19 protein-coding genes and 1 pseudogene are annotated in these 21,277 nt (G+C 51.8%); 2 read left to right on the top strand and 18 right to left on the bottom strand.

Features of this window, described 5'->3' with window-relative positions; all coding sequences use genetic code 11:
- Nucleotides 1-60 precede the first annotated feature (60 nt).
- Entirely contained in the window at nucleotides 61-333 is a 273-nt protein-coding gene (locus tag HV041_RS00100) for a hypothetical protein (RefSeq protein WP_085381310.1), read from the top strand.
- Here the strand turns inward: HV041_RS00100 and HV041_RS00095 are convergent.
- The 4 genes from HV041_RS00095 to HV041_RS00080 form a co-directional block, all read right to left on the bottom strand.
- Nucleotides 320-1,558 (bottom strand): STY4528 family pathogenicity island replication protein, encoded by a 1,239-nt coding sequence (locus tag HV041_RS00095; RefSeq protein WP_016807978.1) that lies wholly within the window; start codon nucleotides 1,556-1,558, stop codon nucleotides 320-322. The genes HV041_RS00100 and HV041_RS00095 overlap by 14 nt on opposite strands.
- Before the next feature lie 99 nt (nucleotides 1,559-1,657).
- Nucleotides 1,658-1,906 carry a hypothetical protein gene (locus tag HV041_RS00090; protein ID WP_004115572.1) on the bottom strand — a complete coding sequence of 83 codons (249 nt, stop codon included), beginning with the start codon at nucleotides 1,904-1,906 and terminating at the stop codon, nucleotides 1,658-1,660.
- The gene (locus HV041_RS00085; RefSeq protein ID WP_006777722.1) at nucleotides 1,903-2,493 is read right to left on the bottom strand and encodes a DUF2857 domain-containing protein; all 591 of its coding nucleotides are present in this window, start codon (nucleotides 2,491-2,493) and stop codon (nucleotides 1,903-1,905) included. Before HV041_RS00085 ends, HV041_RS00090 begins: the two co-directional genes overlap by 4 nt.
- 6 nt (nucleotides 2,494-2,499) lie before the next feature.
- Complete coding sequence (locus HV041_RS00080) at nucleotides 2,500-3,216, bottom strand: DUF2786 domain-containing protein (protein ID WP_182294273.1); 717 nt, start codon at nucleotides 3,214-3,216, stop codon at nucleotides 2,500-2,502.
- A gap of 18 nt (nucleotides 3,217-3,234) precedes the next feature.
- On the opposite strand from HV041_RS00080, the gene HV041_RS00075 reads away from it, so the two are divergent.
- A protein-coding gene (locus HV041_RS00075; RefSeq protein WP_148735742.1) for an IS3 family transposase occupies nucleotides 3,235-4,448 on the top strand; the annotation gives its coding sequence in 2 pieces (ribosomal slippage) (nucleotides 3,235-3,529 and nucleotides 3,529-4,448; 1,215 coding nt in all).
- A 15-nt stretch (nucleotides 4,449-4,463) separates the two neighbouring features.
- On the opposite strand, the gene HV041_RS00070 is transcribed toward HV041_RS00075, so the two are convergent.
- From HV041_RS00070 to HV041_RS00005, 14 genes and pseudogenes are all read right to left on the bottom strand, one after another.
- Nucleotides 4,464-6,164 carry a ParB family protein gene (locus HV041_RS00070; protein ID WP_016807980.1) on the bottom strand — a complete coding sequence of 567 codons (1,701 nt, stop codon included), beginning with the start codon at nucleotides 6,162-6,164 and terminating at the stop codon, nucleotides 4,464-4,466.
- Nucleotides 6,161-7,531: an SPI-7-type island replicative DNA helicase gene (dnaB-PI, locus tag HV041_RS00065; protein ID WP_004115579.1), complete on the bottom strand. Its 1,371-nt coding sequence runs from the start codon at nucleotides 7,529-7,531 to the stop codon at nucleotides 6,161-6,163. Before dnaB-PI ends, HV041_RS00070 begins: the two co-directional genes overlap by 4 nt.
- The gene (locus tag HV041_RS00060) at nucleotides 7,524-8,399 is read right to left on the bottom strand and encodes a ParA family protein (protein ID WP_016807981.1); all 876 of its coding nucleotides are present in this window, start codon (nucleotides 8,397-8,399) and stop codon (nucleotides 7,524-7,526) included. The genes dnaB-PI and HV041_RS00060 overlap by 8 nt, the downstream gene beginning before the upstream one ends.
- 160 nt (nucleotides 8,400-8,559) lie before the next feature.
- Nucleotides 8,560-9,900, bottom strand: coding sequence for a VasL domain-containing protein (locus HV041_RS00055; protein WP_165712641.1), 1,341 nt, complete (start codon nucleotides 9,898-9,900; stop codon nucleotides 8,560-8,562).
- Between the two features lies 1 nt (nucleotide 9,901).
- Nucleotides 9,902-10,345 carry a type VI secretion system baseplate subunit TssE gene (gene tssE / locus HV041_RS00050; protein WP_165712644.1) on the bottom strand — a complete coding sequence of 148 codons (444 nt, stop codon included), beginning with the start codon at nucleotides 10,343-10,345 and terminating at the stop codon, nucleotides 9,902-9,904.
- Complete coding sequence (gene tssJ / locus HV041_RS00045; protein WP_165712646.1) at nucleotides 10,345-10,878, bottom strand: type VI secretion system lipoprotein TssJ; 534 nt, start codon at nucleotides 10,876-10,878, stop codon at nucleotides 10,345-10,347. The genes tssE and tssJ overlap by 1 nt, the downstream gene beginning before the upstream one ends.
- On the bottom strand, nucleotides 10,853-11,941 hold the full coding sequence (tssG, locus tag HV041_RS00040) for a type VI secretion system baseplate subunit TssG (RefSeq protein WP_165712649.1): 1,089 nt from the start codon (nucleotides 11,939-11,941) through the stop codon (nucleotides 10,853-10,855). The genes tssJ and tssG overlap by 26 nt, the downstream gene beginning before the upstream one ends.
- Nucleotides 11,902-13,668, bottom strand: coding sequence for a type VI secretion system baseplate subunit TssF (gene tssF / locus HV041_RS00035; protein WP_142879089.1), 1,767 nt, complete (start codon nucleotides 13,666-13,668; stop codon nucleotides 11,902-11,904). The genes tssG and tssF overlap by 40 nt, the downstream gene beginning before the upstream one ends.
- A gap of 28 nt (nucleotides 13,669-13,696) precedes the next feature.
- On the bottom strand, nucleotides 13,697-15,295 hold the full coding sequence (gene tssA / locus HV041_RS00030; RefSeq protein ID WP_086523453.1) for a type VI secretion system protein TssA: 1,599 nt from the start codon (nucleotides 15,293-15,295) through the stop codon (nucleotides 13,697-13,699).
- The gene (locus HV041_RS00025; protein ID WP_226814024.1) at nucleotides 15,292-18,381 is read right to left on the bottom strand and encodes an ImcF-related family protein; all 3,090 of its coding nucleotides are present in this window, start codon (nucleotides 18,379-18,381) and stop codon (nucleotides 15,292-15,294) included. The genes tssA and HV041_RS00025 overlap by 4 nt, the downstream gene beginning before the upstream one ends.
- Before the next feature lie 320 nt (nucleotides 18,382-18,701).
- Nucleotides 18,702-19,883, bottom strand: a complete 1,182-nt coding sequence (locus tag HV041_RS00020; RefSeq protein WP_165712655.1) for a hypothetical protein — start codon at nucleotides 19,881-19,883, stop codon at nucleotides 18,702-18,704.
- Between the two features lie 3 nt (nucleotides 19,884-19,886).
- On the bottom strand, nucleotides 19,887-20,144 hold the full coding sequence (locus tag HV041_RS00015) for a PAAR domain-containing protein (protein WP_071887387.1): 258 nt from the start codon (nucleotides 20,142-20,144) through the stop codon (nucleotides 19,887-19,889).
- Nucleotides 20,145-20,171: 27 nt separating this feature from the next.
- Nucleotides 20,172-21,050: a hypothetical protein gene (locus tag HV041_RS00010; RefSeq protein ID WP_115642856.1), complete on the bottom strand. Its 879-nt coding sequence runs from the start codon at nucleotides 21,048-21,050 to the stop codon at nucleotides 20,172-20,174.
- Nucleotides 21,051-21,087: 37 nt separating this feature from the next.
- A pseudogene (locus HV041_RS00005) lies at nucleotides 21,088-21,277 on the bottom strand (hypothetical protein); the annotation flags it as partial.

Raw genomic sequence — 21,277 nt, 5'->3', positions numbered from 1 at the left:
CCTCTCTTTAGTGGGTAATGAGTTTTGACACGCTTGAGATAGTCCGGGCGAGAGGGGTATATGAACAACTTAAAATCAGATCGTCACCATTACAAATTTGCAGGACCTTCATCTCTTTTATGGCGAAGAAATATTGCCTGGCTTTTAACCACTGTTGCCACTGGCAACAGTGCTCGCTTTTTAGCCAGTGTTGCCACTGGCAACAGTGCTTACTTTTTAGTCAGTGTTGCCACTGGCAACAGCGCTCACTTTTTAGCCAGCATTTTTGCTGACAAAAGTGCAAGACTTCATGCGCCGCTGCCTGTAAAAATCTGCAATCTCATGAATTTATGATTTTTTCCCGAATTTTCTTCACCAGATCCCTGATATTTTCCTCCGATACCGGGCGGGCAGAGGCGCGTGGTTCGGGTTTCCATTGTTGCTGTTCGGGACGCTGAACTGTTTTTTGCCCGACACTGTCAGATATATCGCCACCCTGACGGGGCGCGTATAACCTGCCCTCACGCGCTTTCTTCATCACGGCCAGCAACCAGCCTACCGGGTTGCTGAGCTGCTGGCGTGCCATCACCTTTTGCAGGCTGAGCAGCACAAGTTGTGCCTGCTCCTCAGGCAACGCCTGCAGCTGTGCGGTCAGCATGGCAATATCTTCTGCCGGAACAAGTTCATGCAGACTGTCGGGAAGCACAGGTTTACCCGGTACGTACGTATTTTTATTCACACTGTGTGTGATACTACGTACGTAATGGTTCGGTTTCCGAACCCGGCCATAACTGACTGTTTTTACTGGCAGTACGGATTCCGAACTTAGTGAGTTGTTATGCCTTTCTGGACTGAGTTCGGTATCCGAACCCTGTTTTTTAGCGGCGATTCCTGGCCGTTTATGACTGAGTTCGGTTTCCGAACCCGGTGCGGGACAGGGTATTCGGTGATGATGTTTCGCCATCTGGCTGGGCGTCTGTGGGCGGTCCAGACGCGATTCGATCAGCGCAAGATGGCTGCGATAATGGCGCATGGTGGGGTCGTTTTTTATATCGTCGAGCACTTCGCGGGCGGTCTGGCTGATAGTCCGGTTTTTACTCAGGCAGGCATCCGCCACCGTATCAAGGAAGCGGGGGTCGAGCATTTCCGCATCGCTGAACGTCAGGGGCTCATCGTGCTGAGCATAGATATTCCCCCGCACCCGCCCTTTATCATCCCGCACGCGTTTACAGAGGCTGAGCCAGCCGGTTATTCGCAGCATAAGCAGGACGCGGCTTACCGTTTCCCTTGAGGCTTTCCCCTTTCCGGGTGAGGCAAGCTGCAGCTGCAGTTCGTCATAGCTGGGGAAAACCGCCCCCTCATTATTTTGTGCATACAGCCGGATCATCATCCAGCCCATCTTGTCCAGTGGTGACAACCGCGTGTCGAGCAACAGCCGGCGGGGAATGGAATCATGCACATTTCCAGTAAACAGCAGGCCGTTACGTATCCTGCCATCATCCCGCCGGGGACTGGCCGCAAGGCGGGCATTCATTTTATCCAGCGTATAAGCAATCAGGCTTTCTGCAGGCAGACTCATTATTTTTCCTTTTCGGCCGCCATCACGGCCGTTCTGAACTGTCAGTATGCTTAGTACTGCACCCGCGTACGGGTGCAGGGTAAACAGGCTGTCATGCTGCTATTTCCGTATGGCGCTGTTATAGCGTTCGTGGCTGAGAAGAAGCCATGTCCGGCCTTCGTTGCGACTCAGCAGACGCCAGAACGGGCCGAGATCGATTTTGTAGTAACCGCAGCCTTTCTCATCGAGCCGGGTGTAATTACGCGCCCCCTGCCGGAAACGGCGAACCTGACGTAACGCCTTTTGACAGCATTGCGGCGGCGTACCATGGGGAGCCCGCAGGCCCGGCGCAACCATTCTGTATTTCATGCCGTCTTCCTTACCGGCGTTCGGGCCGGAGAAGGCTGCCGGGTCTTGTGCCAGCCGCGGACGGCATGCCAGACCGACGTCAGCGAGACGTTCATCTGTTCTGCAGCCAGCATCATTACGTCCAGCCCGTCAGCACTTTCCGCGTCTTCAACGCCGGACTTTTGCCACTGACGCCACAGGGCGGCGTTTTCCTCATCACCCAGTGCGTTACCGCGCCCCGGCCGGACATCGATACCGGCAATGCGACGGCGGGCCGCCACGTCCGTACTGGAGAGCCCGAAGTAATTGGCCATCAGTTCAATGGAGCCGCCCAGCGCCAGCGCCCGATCGATACGCTGGAGTCGTTTCTGTTCCGTCCGGGCCTGCTGTAGCATGCGCACCAGATTGCCGTGATTGATGCCCACACTGATGATCGACACCTCACTGCCGGAAAGGTAGTGAAGCTCTTCGAGCGAGAGCCCCTGCAGCATCTGCATTTCCTCGCGGTTCAGTCCCAGCGATTCGCAGCGGCGGAGATAGCCACTTCTGAGATCCATAACCAGCTGCATCAATAATCCGTTTGCAGCCTGAGATAAACTGTTCATCATTCCCCCTTAATCCTGACGGTAACCAATGGCTGCCGGACCCCGGCCGCTGACACCCTGATGAAGACGGGCATTTTGTCCGGCTTCATACCCCTGATAACGTGCTGTATCCGCCCCGCGGCAGGCTTTCAGTTCACGGGTTGTGACTGTTTTCATACTGCGGCTTTCCAGCCAGTGACTCATCACCTGCTGCTCCTCGCTGCTGATGTCAGTTGCCGATATCACCTCACGCACCCCACATACCCAGCCGTCACGGAACTGCTCCGCTCTCGCCCGGCGTGTGGCCAGTTTCAGCCGCTTACTCTGGGTTTTGAGATAAGAATTTGTGGCATCTTTCAGCTGGCGCGTCAGCACATCAAAGGCATAGGCTGCTATCTCAGGTTTTTCACTGAATCCGTAAAAGGTTACCGAACGGCGATACCCGGCAGAGGTCTGACGCCATGAGTAATAAGCCTGGCAGCCAAAGGCATGACAGACGCCCCGGACAAGGGTCACCATCCATTCCGGAACTTTTTCAGCATCCGAAGGGGCCGTGCGGGAAGACGCTTCGCGCACGGATGTAAGGCCGGCATCAAGCTCGCTGATACCGTATCTGGCCATCAGCTTCTGGGCACGCTGCAGGGCCAGTCCTGCCTCATGGGCATTACTGTTGCTGCGGCCCAGCTTCAGCAGTTTCCTGACAAGATTCAGCAGTCGCAACTGTCGCTGTGTAGTGGCACAGTAAATTTGGCCACCTGATTAAAGGTGATATTCTCACCACAACATAAAACAGGTGACTTAATGAACAAGAAAACTAAACGTACTTTCACCCCTGAGTTCAGGCTGGAATGTGCACAGCTGATTGTTGATAAAGGCTACTCATATCGACAAGCCAGTGAAGCAATGAATGTTGGTTCTACCACGCTTGAGTCCTGGGTACGCCAGCTCAGACGAGAGCGCCAGGGGATTACGCCCACTGCCACGCCCATTACTCCAGACCAGCAACGTATCCGCGAGCTGGAAAAGCAGGTTCGCCGTCTGGAGGAACAAAATACGATATTAAAAAAGGCTACTGCGCTCTTGATGTCCGACTCGCTGAACGGTTCACGATAGTTGCCAGACTGAGTGACAGCCACACGGTTGTCAGCCTGTGCTCCGCGCTGGAAATACACCGCAGCAGTTACCGGTACTGGCGAAAACGACGCGATATGGTTAATCCGGTACACGTCAGGTTGTGCAGCGAAATACGTCGGGCGTGGAACCAGAGTCGGGGCTCTGCGGGGGCACGCACTCTGGCTGACATGCTGACCCAAAACGGCGTCGCGATGAGCCGTTACCGTGCCGGACGTCTGATGAAATATCTGAACCTGAGCAGTTATCAGCCCGGAAAACATCAGTACAAAAATGCCCGTCAGGAGCATACCTGCCTGCCGAATCTGCTCGAGCGTCAGTTCGCTGTGCCCGAACCAGACCGGGTGTGGTGCGGAGACATTACGTATCTCTGGGCAGGAAATCGCTGGTGCTATCTGGCGGTCGTCATGGATCTTTTTGCCCGCAGGGTTGTCGGCTGGAGTCTGTCAGTACATGCCGATACCGCACTGATAAGCAGTGCCCTGCGGATGGCCTATGAAACGCGTGGTCAACCGCGTGATGTCATGTTCCATAGCGACCAGGGAAGCCAATATACAGGTCTGAAATATCAGCAACTTCTCTGGCGTTACAGAATAAAACAAAGCGTCAGTCGACGGGGAAACTGCTGGGATAACAGTCCAATGGAACGCTTCTTCCGCAGTCTGAAAACAGAATGGGTGCCAGCACATGGTTATGCAGGCAAGGACGAGGCCCGGCAGCAAATTAATGATTACATACTGAACTACTACAACAGCGTCAGACCTCACCATTATAACGGTGGACTGACGCCGGAAGAGTCTGAGAACAGATACCATTTTTACTGTAAAACTGTGGCCAGTATTACTTGACCACTACACTGTGAGTTATTCATCACTGTTATCCTCCCCGTACTTCAGACCGCGTTGCAGCTCCCGGAGACGGCGCATAACGCGCATCAGGCGGAGCAGTTTCAGAGCATCTTCATCTGTCAGGGCAGGTGCTTCCCCCTCACCCGGGCCGCCGGTGAAAAGCTCCGGCAGACCACACACCCCTGCCGCCGGATGCAGCACAGGCGCTTCGCCGGTCAGGCCCAGCAGAAATGCGGCGGCTTCAGAACACACCTCACCTGCCCCGACGTAACCGGCAGACATGTCCTTGTCGCGTTGAGGAAGAATTTCATCTTCGCAGCCAAGGACCTCACCCAGCTCCCATGCCAGACGAAAAGCGGTATTCTGCAGGTGTTCGATATCGTCCTGATGGGCCGGCACATGCCAGATGCTGTCATTACTCACCGGCGCGTCATCCTGCAGGACAACTTCAGGTTCTGGTGTTAAAAGAGAAAGCAGGCCATCCTCCCCATTGTCCTCTTCTCCACCATTCTCTTCTCCGTACCCATCGGAGAGGGTAACCAGCCCGCTAACATCCCCACTCTCACCTGAAATAACCGGCGCGGCACCGTACATATCTGGCTGAACCTCATGCCGAGGGGGCTCATTAATCGGTGTTTCAGAAGGAGAAGACGCATTACCCGGAACGGGCGTTACAGCCCCTCCTGAGACCTCAGGACGTGAACTGGAGACAGGTAGCGGGACGCCTTCACTCTCATCTGAGCCTGTGGTATGCAGGGCGTGATCAGCATTAACAGACTTGTTTGCGGCGGGAAAGGCAACCGTCTCCGGCTCGCCAAAGTGATGTCTGCGGTTGCGTTCTTTAGGATCGAGTTCCATCATCCAGCGGTCATAGTCCAGTTCCGGATGGGGTAACGCCTGCAGTAAATCACCAATAAATTCATCGCGAAACATCTCCAGAGACCACAGTTCCGGGGAGTTGAAACGGCCACAACACTGGCCAAAAACGTCGCTGAAGGATTTATCGCCTGTGTCTGAAATCAGGCAAAACTCATCCCACACGCGTTCCGCATCATGCCGGAGCGCCAGCAGTGACGTTATTTGTGGCCTGCCAAGCCCGGACTCAAGCAGGTCTGGGATCCACGGATAAAGATATTTCAGCGCATCTTCCATACGGCTGACTGTTGAGTAATGGACTGGCAAACCTTCACGGGTCAGTAGCTCTGACAACTGACGCAACGAAACCGTCTTTCCCATCTGCTCTTCATATATAGAGCGGGCTTTGTGGATCCCCTGCGCTTTTTCAATAAAACTCAGCTCCCCGCGCACTTCATTCTCTGCCAGATGGCCAATAACACACTGCAGCCGTCCCGGCCACGGCTTGAACAACACATGGACGCGGAAAAACCGGTCTTCTCCGGTTTCCTGCCACAGTTCTGACAGGATCTGATAACGTGTATTACCCCCGTCGCTGAAGATGTACATATCGGGCTCACCATCCGGGTCACGGGTGACTTTGGGCACGGTGTCCAGCCCGCGCGAACGGATGGAAGCCTTGATATCGTCATAACGCGGATTGCGTGATGTTCGCGGATTATCAGGATTCGGGCTTAACTGGTCGAGCGTCAGGACCATGGGCATTTCAGCCGCCGGCATGACGCTGATATTGCCGGCCGCCTGCGACTGGCGTCCGGGCTGCAGCATGGCAGCCCCCACATTAGAACTTTTACGGCTCATGCCTGTTTCCTCCCGCTGCGGTAACCGAAGTCATAGCTGCCTTCCTGAAACTCCGAAAAGAGGGTGTAACGCCCGTCAAATTTGACTTTTACCGTGCCGGTTGGCCCCTGCCGCTGCTTGCCGACAATGATCTCAGCCACCCCGGCATCAGGGGTGCCGGGGTTATAAACCTCATCCCGGTAAATAAACATGATGAGGTCCGCATCCTGCTCCAGCGCACCGGAGTCACGCAGGTCACCATTATTGGGGCGTTTATCGGCCCGCTGCTCCACCAGGCGGTTGAGCTGGGAAAGCGCCAGTACCGGACAGCCCAGCTCTTTACCGAGCGCCTTAAGCGAGCGGGAAATTTCCGCTATTTCCTGCGTGCGGTTTTCCTGCTCGGGGGAGCGGACAAGCTGCAGATAGTCCAGCATGATGAGAGAGGGTCTGCCGTATTTGCGGACATAGCGACGGGCGCGGGCGCGCAGTGTGGCCGGGGTCTGGTAACTGGTATCATCAATGATCAGACGGTTTTTCCACTCAATAATGCGACCGGTTGCCTCGGACACGCGAGCCCAGTCTTCATCATCCATGTTGCCGCTGCGAAGCCGGGACAGTTCCACCCGGCCTTCCATCGCCAGCAGGCGCATCATCAGCTGCTCTGAGGGCATTTCAAGACTGAACACAAAGACGTGATCGTCAGGTTTTGCGCTCACGGCCGCTGTGCAGGCGGCCATGGCCAGCGACGTTTTCCCCATGGAAGGACGGGCGGCCAGCAGGGCCAGATCGCCGGGCTGGAGACCACAGGTCATCGCGTCCAGTTCACTGAACCCTGTCGGTGTCCCGGTGAGGCCGTCACTGGCGGACATGCTTTCCAGCTGCGTCAGCAGTTTATCCAGCGCCTCGTTAACACCGGTCTCACTGTTGAGCTGCATGGCTCCCTGTTCGGCAATGTTAAACAACTTACCTTCGGCCGACTCAAGAATGCCCGCCGAGCTGGCTTTCGGGGCTTGCACATCGGAAAGAAGACTGTTACCCACAGTCATCAGCTGCCGCAGGCGGCTTTTCTCCGCCACCACCCCGGCGTATGCCAGGATATTGGCTGCAGACGGCGTGTTTTTACTCATTTCAGCCAGATAAGCAAAGCCGCCACACTGTTCAAGGTCGCCTCTGTTCTCCAGCCGTTCCGTAATAGTGATGAGATCGAGCGGTAGCCCTTCTCCGGCCAGCTCGGCCATCACGCGAAAGACCATACGGTGCGGCCGGGAAAACAAATCTTCCGGGGAGATTTGCAGTATCACCTCATCCCACCGGTCGTTATCAAGCATCAGTCCGCCCAGTACGGCCTGCTCAGCCTCATAAGAGCAGGGCATCATCATCTCAGACATGACGCACCTCCCGGGTCAGAACGTCACTGAAATGGCTCTGCCACTCGGGGAACAGTTCAGACGCGAGGTCGTGCATGGTGACGGCTGCGGCCGGACCTTTGCGGCGTGTTTTGTATTCCAGACGATGCACGGGCTGCTGCTTGACGTGCCCCAGTTTGAAAATATCCAGCGCCTCGATACGGGTATCGAGTAAACGATAAACGTCACGGTTGCCCAGCGCAGAGGCGTCGTAATGTTTTTCGTTAATGATGGCGGCAAGACCGTCCATTGCTTCACGGTCAAGCAGAGTGTTTTCGATACAGTTGACGAGAATGGAAATATCAGGAAGGCGGATACCGTAATTTTCATAGGTTTTCAGGCGGGTAAGCATATGAAGGGAGCCGCGGATAAATTCACGGACATCCGGAAGGATGGGTTTAACAACGCCCATCACATTACCGGTAGAGGAAAGGAGGGAAAGCTCGGTCATGACGCCTGTTGCGCCTTTCGAATCCACAATAATGACGTCATAACGGTTAAAGAAAGGATGCTGAAGTATGTTACGCAGGCGCAGACGGCCGTCTGCAGCGTGGAGCATCGCGGTCGGCAACAGTTCGTCCGGGTCGTTAGAGTAGATGACATCGAGATTTTTTATGGCGGTCTGCGAAATGCATTGCGTATGGTCACTGACCATCTGCATCAGCAATTCATAGAGACCGAAAGGGGATTCATGCTCCAGCGCGAAGATACTGCTGGCTGTGGGCTGGGAATAGTCTGCATCCACAAGAAGGGTGTTCAGGCCGGCATCGGCAAGAAAACCGGCAAGGTAAGCAGCAAACGTGGATTTGCCTTCTCCACCTTTGGGAGAGATAACGGGAAGTATTTTCATTTTGCACACTCTTTACAGTATGCAAATACGCCTGTTTACAAACTATTAACTTTGACTCAGGGATTGAAAATCCCCGTGTCCTTGGTTCGATTCCGAGTCCGGCACCACTATTTGGAAGAACCCGCCCACAAGGCGGTTTTTTGCTTTTGTTTGATATAATTTACTCCCTCCCCGTAGCGCTTTGTTTCAATAGAGCATAACGATTAAGAAGCTGATTAAGCCGCATATCAAGCTGCTGATACAACGCGGGTGATACCCTCCCCTGCAGGCTTAATTCCTCATCGATTTGACGCAATAACTCTTCTGTCGGCGGCGTTTGGTCAAGCTGGCGGCGGATAGTGAAAATGGCTGATTTCAGCTCCGACCCCGTCAGATATTTACCTTTGCGTTCATCAAGCGTATTTAGCCTGGCGGTTAACGCTTCCAGCCCCTGCTGGGCATCATGCCAGTTTTGCAGAGCGCTTTCCGGCAACGCTTCCGTGGTTAACGCTTTCTGTAACCCACTAACGAATGTCGTAGTCTGCGATTCCTCCGGCCATAGGGTGACTAACTGCTGCGCTAATGATGCGGCATACTCCCTCGACCATAGAGGTGACAGGTCATGTAAAACGTCCAATTGCCCTTGCGTTGCGGCGATTAATTCCTGTTTCTTCTCCTTCAAATCTGAAGATTGCTTCAAGGTGGACAATTGTTCAGGCGTCAACACCTGCGGCAATGGCCTGATCAGTTCATATTCATCAGCTCGCATATGCTTAATACTAATAAAAGCGCCTGTACTTACTAACGCAGTCACCATGACACCGATGATAAACCCCAACCACATCCGTCGGGTTCTGGGATCGGTTTGAGTAGCAAAAACTGCTGTGTTTGATTGCCCGGACGACGCGGGTTCATTCACCACAAAGATCAACTGGGGCAAAGCGATCTCAGCGTTATTGGTTGAGCCAGAAGCCGGTATCATCACAACGGCTGAGCCAGAATCCGCTTCTGACTTCTCCAGGCGTAAAGCTGCGTTATGCATCCAGGTAACGACGACCTCCAGTTTACTCAGCGCTTTCAGTTCGAGCCGTTGCAGCACTTCGCAGGCATGTTTTAAACGCTGTTCAACCCGATACACCACGGATAAATCAGCATATGACAGCGTTAGCGTACGCAATTCTTGCTGTAAACGGGCTGACAGCCATGTCAGGATTTCAACGCGAGCATGGGTTTGCTGCGGCCATATGGCACTCCAGTGATGCGTCAGTAACGCCTCCAGAAGCTCGGCGCCTTCGGCAAGTCCCAGCAGCCCGGCATTACGCATTCTGCTGACGGTATACCAGGCCAGGGTTTGCAATTCGACGCCGTTATGGCGAAACAAAGTCAGGCTTAACTGTTCAACCTTTTGCCAATCAACGTCCGGGCGCGCGGGATGAGTCAGCTTGCTGATTTCATCGCGTAGCTGCCCGAACTCCGTGAAAGCACGCGGGTCGCCACCGGTGCTGATGCGATTCTTCTCCATATCAGTACGCTCCTGTCTCAAGCCAACCCTGTTTTTTCAGGTGGCGGATGAGCACCCGCCCTTCGGGGGTAAAATCAGTGCCATAACGAACAACGCCAAGGTCCTGAAGTTCGGCATCGATGGAGTAGCGTAAATGCCCTGGCGTTTCCTGCTCCTGCATTGTGACCTGAATACCTTTCAGTCGCGGTTCATACTTCAACAAAACCCGGGAAAGCGTACTGATAAGCTGATGGGCAGTTCCCGGCATACCCTGGAGGATTTTGGTCATATCCGGCAGCCCGTAATCGGGTAAATGTTTGAGGCTACCGGCACGCGTATTCAAAATGCGCTGCATATTATCGAGAACGGACAAGATGACCTGCGTGTTTTCACCAACTGCATGCAAAGGCAAACCACCGGAGAAATTACCCAACAACATGTCATAAAGAGAAGGCCGTTTAATCATTACTTGTCCTCCTGTATCAGGAGAGCCAGAGCCTGAGAATTTAATTCAATGATTCGCGCTTTATCAGAATCGAGATCTTCACGACCTAATACCACGCGCCATGAATCTTCAGACTGATCGGGAGAAATAAACATTCCCGCCACCGCAACATATTGCGCTTCTTTTTCGAGTGGAATGTCGACGGTTACGCTTTCACCAGGACGAACCCGAACATCTTTCTGAGCCAGTAAATCGGCCTTCACCACCGTACTGTCTTGCGCAAATAAGGACTGATAGTTTGCTGAATCAAATGTTTTACGACCTTTGAGTTGGTAAATACGCACGACCGTTGAAAGCGCTATCCCCTGCGCATTTTGATTAGCGGCTTCTCTGGCGCAGAGATCCAAATGCAGGGTTTTAATTTCCTTATAAAAAATTGACCTGGTTAATGACACCGTACCTTCAGATACTTTCTGTGTCAGACCACATCCGGTTACCAGACTGGTCATTGCGGTTATTACGGCAAAATTAATAGCGATAATCGCCAGTCTCATCGGCTTCCCTCCGCTGATCATGTTGGCTAAGGCTCTGCCAAAGCCCAAGTTTAATGGTGATAAGTTGATTCTTAGCCTCCGGGTTATCCAGACGCATAACAGCCGTGCGACCGAGCTGTACTGCTCGTTCGCTGTTATTACTGGTAAGTTGAGCATCCGGAAGCGCCGAGCGAGGAATGCGTAATTGCAACCTCGCATTCACTCTGGCACCTAAATAAACGTGCATGAGCGCGAGAAAATCATGGTAAAGCTGGCCGCCGGGGAGCCAGTCGCGAACCTCATCGGGAACATCCGTGGTAAGCGTAATGCGCACCTGACTGTTAATATCTACGGCGCTATGTCCCATCACCGGACGAGAATGGAGGCTAACGGGTTGCCGCGCACTCATTTTTAACGCCTTATCCAGCAGGATTAAGCGTTGATCATGTGGCGTCACGGTAATATGTGTTGTTGGCGATAATAAAGAAACCAGCGCGGATATTCCTTCCGCCGTACGCGTCGGCATTCTCATTATTCCCAACAGCGCCAGAAAACGCGATACCGGGGTAGCTGTTTGCGTGGCGCAACCCTGAATACCCAGCCCGGTCAGCCCCAGTAAATATTGCGATGTTTCATCTGTACCGCCTGGGCGAAAGGTCGCCGGATAGCTGTATTTACGCCAGATTCGATAAAACTGCGTAATTAAGCGATGGTTAAAAATATCCAGAAACTCAGCGGCAACGTCCGAACCTTCCTGACGCTGGGCGATATCATCCTGATAGGTTGTCGGTAGCGGCGACTCCACGCCATACAACCCCATAAAAGTGACACGAACCGTTGGCGGCAGTGTGGGATGCTGCAGATCATATTCTGCACTTTTTAGCTCACCCGCCGGGAACCCCATCCCCGGATGAGGGCGAAAACGAATGGCATCGAAGCGCGGACTTTGCTGGCTTCCTGGAGCTGGCGCTTGCGGGTTCCCCTGTTCCAACAACTGGCAGAAACGATAAAAATTGGTACGTGGCAGGTTTTCGCCAAGGCTATTTAGCAGCCGGGTAGCCGCTGATTGTGATTCTCTTTCCATCGCAAGCTTTTCCCTGCCGGCTGTATGATTAAAGTAAGCTGATTAAACAAATGAATATCCGCATATAATGCAAAAAAGCGGTTAAGCATTTCTCCAAACAGATGAATATCGCCCTCACCGGTAAATCCGTTCTCATCAAGCGTTATTTCGATGTCCACACCACGGAGTAGAAATCCTTTTTCAAAGCGCTGTATTTCATGTTGTTGAACATCCATGATCGCATCCAGACGACGATAATTAAGCTCATCATCCTGCCAGTTATAGAGAGACAACGTTCCTTTGAGCACTTCAGCGCTGGCCATCATATTCAGAAAGCTGGACCCGAGGTGGCTTAAGACGCGCCAGTGAAAACGATCCTCGGCGGGAGGATAAGCCGGTAGCGTCGGTTTACACAGATTGCGCACGGCAAGCGGCGTCTGGAGGATCTGCTCACAACGATTAAGCAATGAACTCTGCAAAGCTCGCCTGGGTAGCTGACCGTTTGTTCCGGTCACTTTCAATGACACGGTTTCATACTCAGCAAGACGATCCCGCTCCCAGGCGTCACCGCCGAGGATCAGCCAGGTGTCATACAATCCGGATACGCCGCGCCTGACGCGTGTATGGTAGTAACGTTCGGGCGCATTACGACGCATCATGCCTCCCTTGTGGCGAAAGCTGGTGAATGGGGCATAAACGGCATTACGCGCCCGCTGCGAACCAGAAACCGCATCCACCGAATAAATTTCCGTGTGACCATCCTGCAATCTGCGCGGACGCAGCAAATATTCGCTTTCCAGTCCATTAACCACCAGCGGATCGGCTTCCAGAGTGAAGAGATTAATAACCGGAACGCAGTGCAGACGGATATTTTCACTCCCCAAAGGAAGCTCAGAACTCCACTGTTGAGTCAGTACAGCTTCTATTTCAAAACAATCTATACCGGCAGGAAACGTTACCTTTTCCAGACCGTTAAGATGGACAAACATAAATTTTTCGCGGAACGTAAAATACTCAAGCAATAATTGCCAGCCGCCAAACGCCGCATCACCTTTTGGCCATAAACTGTCTTCACTGGCAAATCCGCCCGGGGAAAAGTGCCCCTCCAGGTGAATACGCTCTACGCTGTTGGGGAGTCTCAAATAAAGAGAGGCCAGACGCTTTGTCAAAGCAAGGTGCAGCGCGTGGGTCACCGGCGCGTCACCGCTCAGGTAAAGGCTGAGACGCGTCAGATCGGTTTGCGACCAGTCCATCTGTGGATTGCACTTTATTCGCATACGGATGACCGAGCGTCCGTCAGGTTCGGCATCGATATTCACCGCCGTAACAGACAGTGGGCTGAGCGTGACGGGCTGGGTAGTACGATACTGACATACCGTTTTTTTAGGACCGACGGGCTGGGACAATACGCCAAACCCCGCATTAATCCGTTCGCTCATTTTCAGCACATTAGTATCCGGTAAAAGTTCGACAATGCTTAAGGAGGGAATAGTGCGTAAATAATGTGGCCATAGCAGACTCATCAAGCCTTCGGTAAATTCAGGAAGATGATCGTCTATTTTGGCGCGCAATCGCCCCATCGAAAATGCAAAACCTTCGAACAGCCGCTCCACATAGGGATCGGGGATACCGGCTTTGTCCAGATCCAACATGGCGGCACGATCCGGATGCGCCTGCGCAAACTCTTTTGCCGCTTCCCTTAAATAGCGCATTTCCGCGTCATAATAACGCAGAGTTAAATCTTCCATTTTACAGTTCGCTTATTTTGTTTTTTCTTTAGCCGCATAAAACGGCGGCTCTGGCGGGATCAATGGCGACCAGCCCAGACAACAGTGACTCCATCTCTGGCGCCAGACGTGCTTTGTCGCTTTCACTGCGATTGGCTTTTAAACGCAGAAGCTTCAGCCGTCGCGCTTTGACTTCAAACAGCAGTTCAGGCTCCCACTGTTTGAGAGTGAGAGAGTGCGCAGTCGTATTCAACTCGCCAAGCAAATGCAGCGCGAGATCGTTGCGCCCACACTGTTCCGTCAGACGGGCCATCAACAGCTGGCGTACCCAACGCTGTCGACGTGAAATAATGCCAGGTCGAGCCTGAAGCCAGGCGAGCGCTGCTTCAATGCCTTCGCTATCCGCCAGCGTCAGGGCCTCGCTTTCAAGCAGCAGGATATCGTCATCCTCCCCGACGGTAGCCGCCGCAATTTTATCCGTCTGCCAGTCGCTTTCCTGCAGCACGTCACGGGCTATCCATTCACGCGTGACGTCATCGGCAAAGGGCGTTCCGTCATTAAATGCCAGCGTTTCCAGACCCGGCATCCGATGCAGCAGCATTTTCAGATCGCTGATGATAATGGCGGCATGTTTATCCCATGGCGATCCCGCCCTGGTTAATGCCTGATGAAGGTACCACTGCACGTCCAGCCAGAAATGATTCACTCCCTCAACAAATAAGCTGTCAGTTAGCTCAATCAGTTCGGTCCAGCTTTGCTGCAAATACAGACGCTTTAGCTGGGCGCGGTAATCACTCTTAGGTGGCACCAGCCGTGTACGCCCGGCGCCATCTGGCGGTGGAAGCTGGCTAACCGTATCGAGCCGCACGCTTTTCATCAAATGATGCGCCGCCAGCCAGCCGTCCGGCTGATCGCTCAGGTATTTCGCCAGCACCCGTGCCTGCTCCAGCAGCTCCCGGCCAGAGGCAATACTTTTGAGGACGGGAGTTTCTGCGCTGTACCGACCGGTTTGCGGACTGACATTTTGCGGAACCAGCGCCTGAGCGCCGCCAGACTGTGCCAGACGATTCTCCAGCGCGCTATACAGCGCCCCAAGCCCTGGACGAATGCTCTCTTCTTGCTGAACAAACTGCTGCTCCAGCAGCATCAGCGCACCGGCGATCCGCTGCGCGTCAGGTCGTGAAACTTCGGGGAAACGTGTCAGACTATCCAGCATCCGCCCGCCGGCCAGCCATTCCAGCGCGGCCTTATGGCTGTTGGCTCTTAAGGGATGGAGAGAATTGCCATACTGCTGCATCAGGCCAGCCAACAAAATCAGACCATCGGCCAGGCCGGACTCACCATCCTGATGCAAACGCGCCCAAGTGTAGTAGGTGACAACACGGACATCCTTACAGGTGTGGATCAGCAGTTTTTCCGCAAGCTCAACGATGAGATCCGTTTGTGCGCCTGAAAGTTTATTCACCTCCTCTCGCATGCGCTGAAAATCATCGTCATAGCCGGGATCTTCCCCGCCCGGGTTGGTTGCGGAAACGGGCAATAACCAGTTTTGCCACAGCGCAATTTGCGTTTGCGCCTGTTCCATTAGCTGCTGTTGTTCATCTGGCGAAGCTGTGCTGGCAGCCAGTAGACGTTTCAAAGCGCTCATTCTTCTTCCTCAGAGGGGGACTGGCTGACAACAAAAATTGCTTCTGGTAGTTCAAAGTCGCGGAGTTTGAGTAATGCGAGCGGGCCTTCACCCGCTTCCGTTCGCAGGGTGTAGTTCAGCGGCAATCCATCCTGAGCAGTCCAGCGCAGGTTAAAACCGCTGCTCACGCCAGCGTTGTCGGTTACCTCCGCTTTCTCAAGCAGTCTTATCCACCCCCAGGTGCCAGGGTTATCTGAGTAGATTCGGGTTCCCGTATTTGTACTCACCCAGCTTAGGGTGGCCCCTGACGCTGGCGTATCGGCTGGCCAGACAAGGTTTTTCCAGGCTGGCATCTGATTAACGTAGGTGAGTTTTTGCCCATCCAGTACGAGATCGGTTTGCATCACATCCCGCGCCGTTCCAGGACGCAGTTCAAAACGCATCCCGGCTTCTCCACGAATAAATGCGACATCCGCAATTTGACTGAGCTGGTCCATCGCCTCAAGGAACGTCGGATTAAACACCAGTCCCTGAGCATTCACCGTGTCGGCAACCCAGTGGCTTCCCTGTTTATGCAGCACACCGCTTAAATGGCTTTCGAGAAAATGCGGGATCCGGCCATTATCGCTTCGCAGATATTGCGCCAGCAGCGGCAGAGAAGCCTCGCTGCCGACATCACGAAACGGATAACGTCCACCGAATGCGCTGTTCCAGTCATTCACAATCAGCGCCTTCCATTGCGCATTCAGGCCCGCCGCGGTTGGTTGCAACACCTGCTGCCATGACTGCTCCAGCGGCTGAACAAACATCGTTTGACCAAATCCACCCCATGCTTGCCCCAGACTGGCCGCCACGAGATTGCCATAGTCACGCGTGGTAGTGAGATCGACGGTTTTACCCTGAAACACCGTTTGCGCCAGCGCCTGACTCATTCCCTGCGGATCGGCAGCGTTAGTAATCTGCTGGAGTTTCAGCCTGACTTGCGTTACCCGGGTCAGGTAGGTTTGCAGACTAAGGTGGCTGATATCCTGGCCAGCCGATTGTTCATCCATCAATGCCAGGATTGGCGAGAAGGTACCCGCCATAGGGCCTTCTTCTCGCGCATGCTGGTCAATAGTCTGATTTTCTTTAGTGTTAAACAGATCCTTTGCCGACTTCACCAGTGAGTCCGACAGCGCTTCACCGGTTAACCCTGTGCGTCCCTGAACGGCGAGCGTATTCATTAGCGCAACCAGAGGAGACTGACGGATATCTGCAATCAACGTGAGCTGATCGATAGCATCACTTAGCGTTTGGGTGCGCTGCCAGCGAATACTGTTGAGAAAATCCAGCCAGCTGTCGGCAAAATCCGTGAAGTAACGCTCGCTAAGACGCGCCTTTAAGGCCTGAGGAGAGAGAGGGTCGCTTGCAGAATGCGTATCATCTCCCAGCACCTGATCCATTTCTTCCCGGCGGTTGTTGACGATTTTCTCTATGGCGGGCAAAACCTCCTCTTCCCAGGCTTTGCGGGTATACACGCCAGCAACTGAATTCCGGGTATAAAATACGTGGTCTGCCCGGGTATCGCCGGTCATGTCTTCCAGACGAAGTTCGGTGTAATGCGGCGTTACCTGTTCAATGATTTTCTGATACAGGGCGGCTTCGCCATTGCGGATCCCCATCTGACGAATTAACAGCGTTCGCACCTGGCTAATAAGATTTTTATCCGCTGTTATTTTCCATTCAGGATGCACCTGAAGGTTTTCGCCCCAGAATTGCCAGAGTCCTGGCCCAACGCCCTGCCATGATGCGCGCGAAATACCCGCTCTCTCCGGCCAGTCTTGCATCAGAGCCTGACTAAAAAATGATGCCTCCATCTGCTCAGGCCGGGAGAGCATCAGATACATTTTCAGCTGGTTGTAGGCGATCTTTGCCTGGGCGGAAAACTGCGGACTGTCTGGAGCCAGTCGGGTTAACGCCGTTAATTCCTGAGTGAGATGTTGCGCGGCTTCATCACGCAGGAGCGGAATAGCGATACGCGTATAACGTGGCCATAGCGCATCCAACAGAGCATCATTTTGGCTTAAGCCGAAGCGGTAGTACCACGGCGCCCCATTCAGTTGACGCCAGCGAAGCATGCTTGGGGTTTGCTGAAGCGCGGACAGCGCCGTAAGACGCTCGGCGGGCGGTTCATCCGCACCACCTGCCAGTCTCGCCTGGTCCAGGCTTTCGCCGATCAGATTGCGATTCGCCAGAAAAGATACCACCATTCCTGCGCCCCATAGCAGCATCAAACCAGCGGTACCGACTGCCAGCACACGCATCCCTGAACGGCCTGTGCGCTGTGCCCTAAGTTCAGCAGGTAACGCAGGGAGCGAATCAAGCAGCGCGCGCCAGCGCTCATCACGCGTCCAGGCATGCGCCACACGCGGTGAAGTACTTTCCACATGCTGACTCAAGATTACCGCCGCCAGCGGCAGAGGCCGATGCAGGCTGAAAAAAGCAGATAACGCGTCGCTGATGGCTTCTGCGTTTTGCGTGAGCGCATTCGCCATTTTTAGTAAGAAGTTATCGTGGATATTGCGCGTAACCTGCTGCGAACCCTGTTCCGCCAACTGCATTACCAGCGCGGCCAGCTGCGAACGGCATAACGCCGTTGTACATCCTGCAGGGAAAAAACACGTCGCAGACTGGGCTATCGCGGCATTCAGAACGGATTGAGCGCCATGCAGCGACCAGAGGTATAACGGCACTCGCCAGCGAAGCGTGGTAAAAACAGCCTGAAGATGGCGGGCAGCATTATCTATTTGTTCTGCGGTTAAAGAGACAACAGGTGCCGATTGAACCAATGAATCCTGGTGCTGAAAAGTGGGGGTTACCCATACAATCCCATCCAGCGGGCGCCGATGCAGCTTGCGTATCGCCTCGAACAGCGTGGCATCTGGGACACCAGTTAGCCCGCCCCCCCAGATTAACACCACGCCATCCCCTTCAACCCAGCGCTGAGAGGCGAGTTTAGGTACCAGTAGATCAACCTGAGAGGCATCTCCCATCACCAGCAGGATACGCGTTTTGGCGCGCCAGCGATGGCCGTAATTCTGACGAAGATATGTGAGTACATGATTCAAAATTTTAGCGCGGCTATTTTTAATAATTTTCTTTGATTTACTCCCAGTATTACTTAAACCAGACAATAGGTTAAAACGCTGAAAATAACTTCTTGAAATAATTATTTGCCATAAACGAACAATTGCATCATCAAAAAGTAATATTGTGATACATATACCAGCAACTATCAGTGACGCATTTAGTTTTTTCTCCATGGTCGAAATATGAATCAATGGATTTTCTACCCAAATGAAAAATCCCCCCGTAGCTACTATCAGCATAACAATAAACCACGTACTTACACGCTTATTATTTTTCACATCATCACCCTTCATCAAGGTTATACCGGATGAACAATAAGCATATGAGTGGTTTTATCATTAATTAATAGCCATTGTGCCATATTTGATTTAGCCGCATGTTCATTAGCACAAATTAAAATGACATTTCCTACTACAGAATTCAGCCTGCCAAATGTATCATCCAACACGAAATCTCCTTTTTTCGATAACATATATCCAGATTGTTCCATTGACTGGAGTACCAGCGCCAGTGTTTCGCTTTGTATCTGGCTACGCCAAAAAAACCACGGCAGGTCAGCCGTTATATTCCCCCATAATGTCACGGTTGTTACTGATTCCACAGCCTCGTCCATAACTACCGGACGATGTATCCATGACTGCGGTGTTACATGATGGTGAGTTAACCAGGCAGGTGAGGCCAACAATATAGCAGATACCGATTCAACCTGCTGGTCTCGTGGTTCAAGGAACAAATTAATCTCAATAGAAAGAATTAATATCGCCTCCTGACAATCCAGACAGTTATCAATCCACATTATACCGTCACTTTCTGTACAGATAGTCAGATTTTGGTCATCAAAAGATAATGAACAGACCCGACGCCAAACGGTATTAATCGTTTCATTCTTGAGCGTGCCATCGTGTTGAATACGGACATGGAGGTTTCCAGAAAATTTCTCTAATTCAGGTTGTAACTGTCGGATAATATCCGTCAGTAATTGTTCCATGCGTAGCAGATAACCGTCCTCACTCATATTGGTAAGTTGTAGGGAGATTAGTGCAGTACTTAACATCCTCTGGTATTGAGGGTAAAAAAATGGTTGAAGTTCACTCCCCCCTTGTAAAAGCGCTGCTGCCAGTTTATTTCTGGCGACTGGAGTAATATATGCTGTTGCCAACACCCCCATAGCCAATTTTCCTAAAGCAACCTGCTCATCGTATTGCTGCTGGTGTAAATGATTCCACCAAATGACACGATCGCGTTCATTTTCATAACGTCGCAATTGAAAAATATAACCCATAAAACCAATTAAAAAAGGAATAAAAAAAGAGCAAAACCAAAACCAGATTGTATGTGTAGGTTCATTTTCACGCCAAAATGAGAATACTAATATTGCTCCCAAAAAAACACAGAGAAGTATAGTAGTTAACCAACGAAATTTATCTGGGGGGACTGGTAATTCGGCTTTCTCAGGGATCTTTTTAAGATCGATTGGCATATATTACAGCCTTCCAGCAATAGGTAATGAGGAAATCAATGTACAACCGCATCCACAACGGTGGCCATGGAGAGCGATAGGCTTACCATTAATTCTGGAACCGAAATCTCCTTCAATTATAATTGTTTCGCCATGTATTGGGCAGAAAACTTTATCCAGCATACAAGAAACCGGCAATCCCATAAAAATAACGCCAGAACTCCCTTCAAGGACAATACCGCCATGAGTCGTTTTATCTGAAAGACGAATAACACCAAGCATATTTTACCCTCTTTATTTTGAACAAAACTATCCGATATCAACTGATAACATCTTCCATATACTCTCTTCCTGGATCATGACAATAGTAATATCGAATACATTACCATCGTTAAATTTAACACTTCCTGAAAGTACACCTCTGTTACCTTCAACGGAGATATTATTAAAACTATAATCCTCTATATTTTCAAATTTATAAGATTTCATTGCCAACTTAAAATCTTCACTTGTGATTTTCTCGCGCATCTCACTCGCAGTTTGTGCATAGGCTAAGATATAGGAATTGTCACGTAACAAATCTATTTCCGCTCTTGCTGCCTCCTTAACGCCGGTCGTCATAAAAAATATGAAGGAAACAATAGATATTGTAAGAATAGCGACAAATGCCAGACAGACAAAAACCTTCCATTTTGCTGATCTCTTCGCTCCAGCAGAAAAAGTTGATTTTACACGCCAGCCGGATTCTTTTACGACATTAAAAAGAGGAGCGGTAACACTGGATGATTCAAAATCGTAACTGTATATCTTTCCTACCTTGCCATTTTCTTTTAATCCCCAGGCACCTCCTAATTTGAATTCTTTTCTTCTCCCTAACTGAAATTCCTTTTTAAAACCAATTCTTTCTGGCCCAACTTCCCATTCAGCACTGGTTGATTTCTCCTGATAACCCACCTGTTTACCAACATCATCAAACACCAGTCGAATCTGAAAACTTTCTTTTAAACCTCCGGCATCATAGATATTTGACCAGTTAGCATCGACATAATTATAAATAACAATAAGGTCATCACTATCCTCCTGTATTGTAAATGGAATATCTTGACATTCATTTAAATCCAACAATCGTTTTTTTAAGGAAATTAGGGTACAAGACCCCGTTGATGATGTAGACATATTTTGAGGCATAATTCTCTCTTCACAATTAATAAATAACAGTAAATGTTTATTTCACCGCCTCCGCAGCGTTCACCGCACAGCGTACGGTGGTGCCATCGGGGTAAGGCTTGTCCTTGATGGCATAGCCGCGAAAAAAGGTCAGGCCCACATCAAACCCGGGAGAAGGACGATAACCTCCGCGGCGGACCTTCATATATTGCCCATTATCGTCATCCAGGAAGACGCCCTTCTCCGGA

This window comes from Citrobacter sp. RHBSTW-00029 (assembly GCF_014104295.1).
In the GTDB taxonomy this organism is placed as follows: domain Bacteria; phylum Pseudomonadota; class Gammaproteobacteria; order Enterobacterales; family Enterobacteriaceae; genus Citrobacter; species Citrobacter youngae.
This window is presented reverse-complemented; position numbering and strand designations above follow the sequence as displayed.

What these genes read in the sequence shown, in the direction of transcription:
- HV041_RS00010 (WP_115642856.1), bottom strand. Translation starts at nt 21,050, where the DNA reads ATGCCTCAAAATATGTCTACATCATCAACGGGGTCTTGTACCCTAATT.
- HV041_RS00095 (WP_016807978.1), bottom strand. Translation starts at nt 1,558, where the DNA reads ATGAGTCTGCCTGCAGAAAGCCTGATTGCTTATACGCTGGATAAAATG.
- tssJ (WP_165712646.1), bottom strand. Translation starts at nt 10,878, where the DNA reads ATGAGACTGGCGATTATCGCTATTAATTTTGCCGTAATAACCGCAATG.
- dnaB-PI (WP_004115579.1), bottom strand. Translation starts at nt 7,531, where the DNA reads ATGTCTGAGATGATGATGCCCTGCTCTTATGAGGCTGAGCAGGCCGTA.
- HV041_RS00055 (WP_165712641.1), bottom strand. Translation starts at nt 9,900, where the DNA reads ATGGAGAAGAATCGCATCAGCACCGGTGGCGACCCGCGTGCTTTCACG.
- HV041_RS00020 (WP_165712655.1), bottom strand. Translation starts at nt 19,883, where the DNA reads ATGCCAATCGATCTTAAAAAGATCCCTGAGAAAGCCGAATTACCAGTC.
- HV041_RS00015 (WP_071887387.1), bottom strand. Translation starts at nt 20,144, where the DNA reads ATGCTTGGTGTTATTCGTCTTTCAGATAAAACGACTCATGGCGGTATT.
- HV041_RS00100 (WP_085381310.1), top strand. Translation starts at nt 61, where the DNA reads ATGAACAACTTAAAATCAGATCGTCACCATTACAAATTTGCAGGACCT.
- tssG (WP_165712649.1), bottom strand. Translation starts at nt 11,941, where the DNA reads ATGGAAAGAGAATCACAATCAGCGGCTACCCGGCTGCTAAATAGCCTT.
- HV041_RS00070 (WP_016807980.1), bottom strand. Translation starts at nt 6,164, where the DNA reads ATGAGCCGTAAAAGTTCTAATGTGGGGGCTGCCATGCTGCAGCCCGGA.
- tssA (WP_086523453.1), bottom strand. Translation starts at nt 15,295, where the DNA reads ATGAGCGCTTTGAAACGTCTACTGGCTGCCAGCACAGCTTCGCCAGAT.
- tssE (WP_165712644.1), bottom strand. Translation starts at nt 10,345, where the DNA reads ATGATTAAACGGCCTTCTCTTTATGACATGTTGTTGGGTAATTTCTCC.
- HV041_RS00085 (WP_006777722.1), bottom strand. Translation starts at nt 2,493, where the DNA reads ATGATGAACAGTTTATCTCAGGCTGCAAACGGATTATTGATGCAGCTG.
- HV041_RS00060 (WP_016807981.1), bottom strand. Translation starts at nt 8,399, where the DNA reads ATGAAAATACTTCCCGTTATCTCTCCCAAAGGTGGAGAAGGCAAATCC.
- tssF (WP_142879089.1), bottom strand. Translation starts at nt 13,668, where the DNA reads ATGGAAGATTTAACTCTGCGTTATTATGACGCGGAAATGCGCTATTTA.
- HV041_RS00090 (WP_004115572.1), bottom strand. Translation starts at nt 1,906, where the DNA reads ATGAAATACAGAATGGTTGCGCCGGGCCTGCGGGCTCCCCATGGTACG.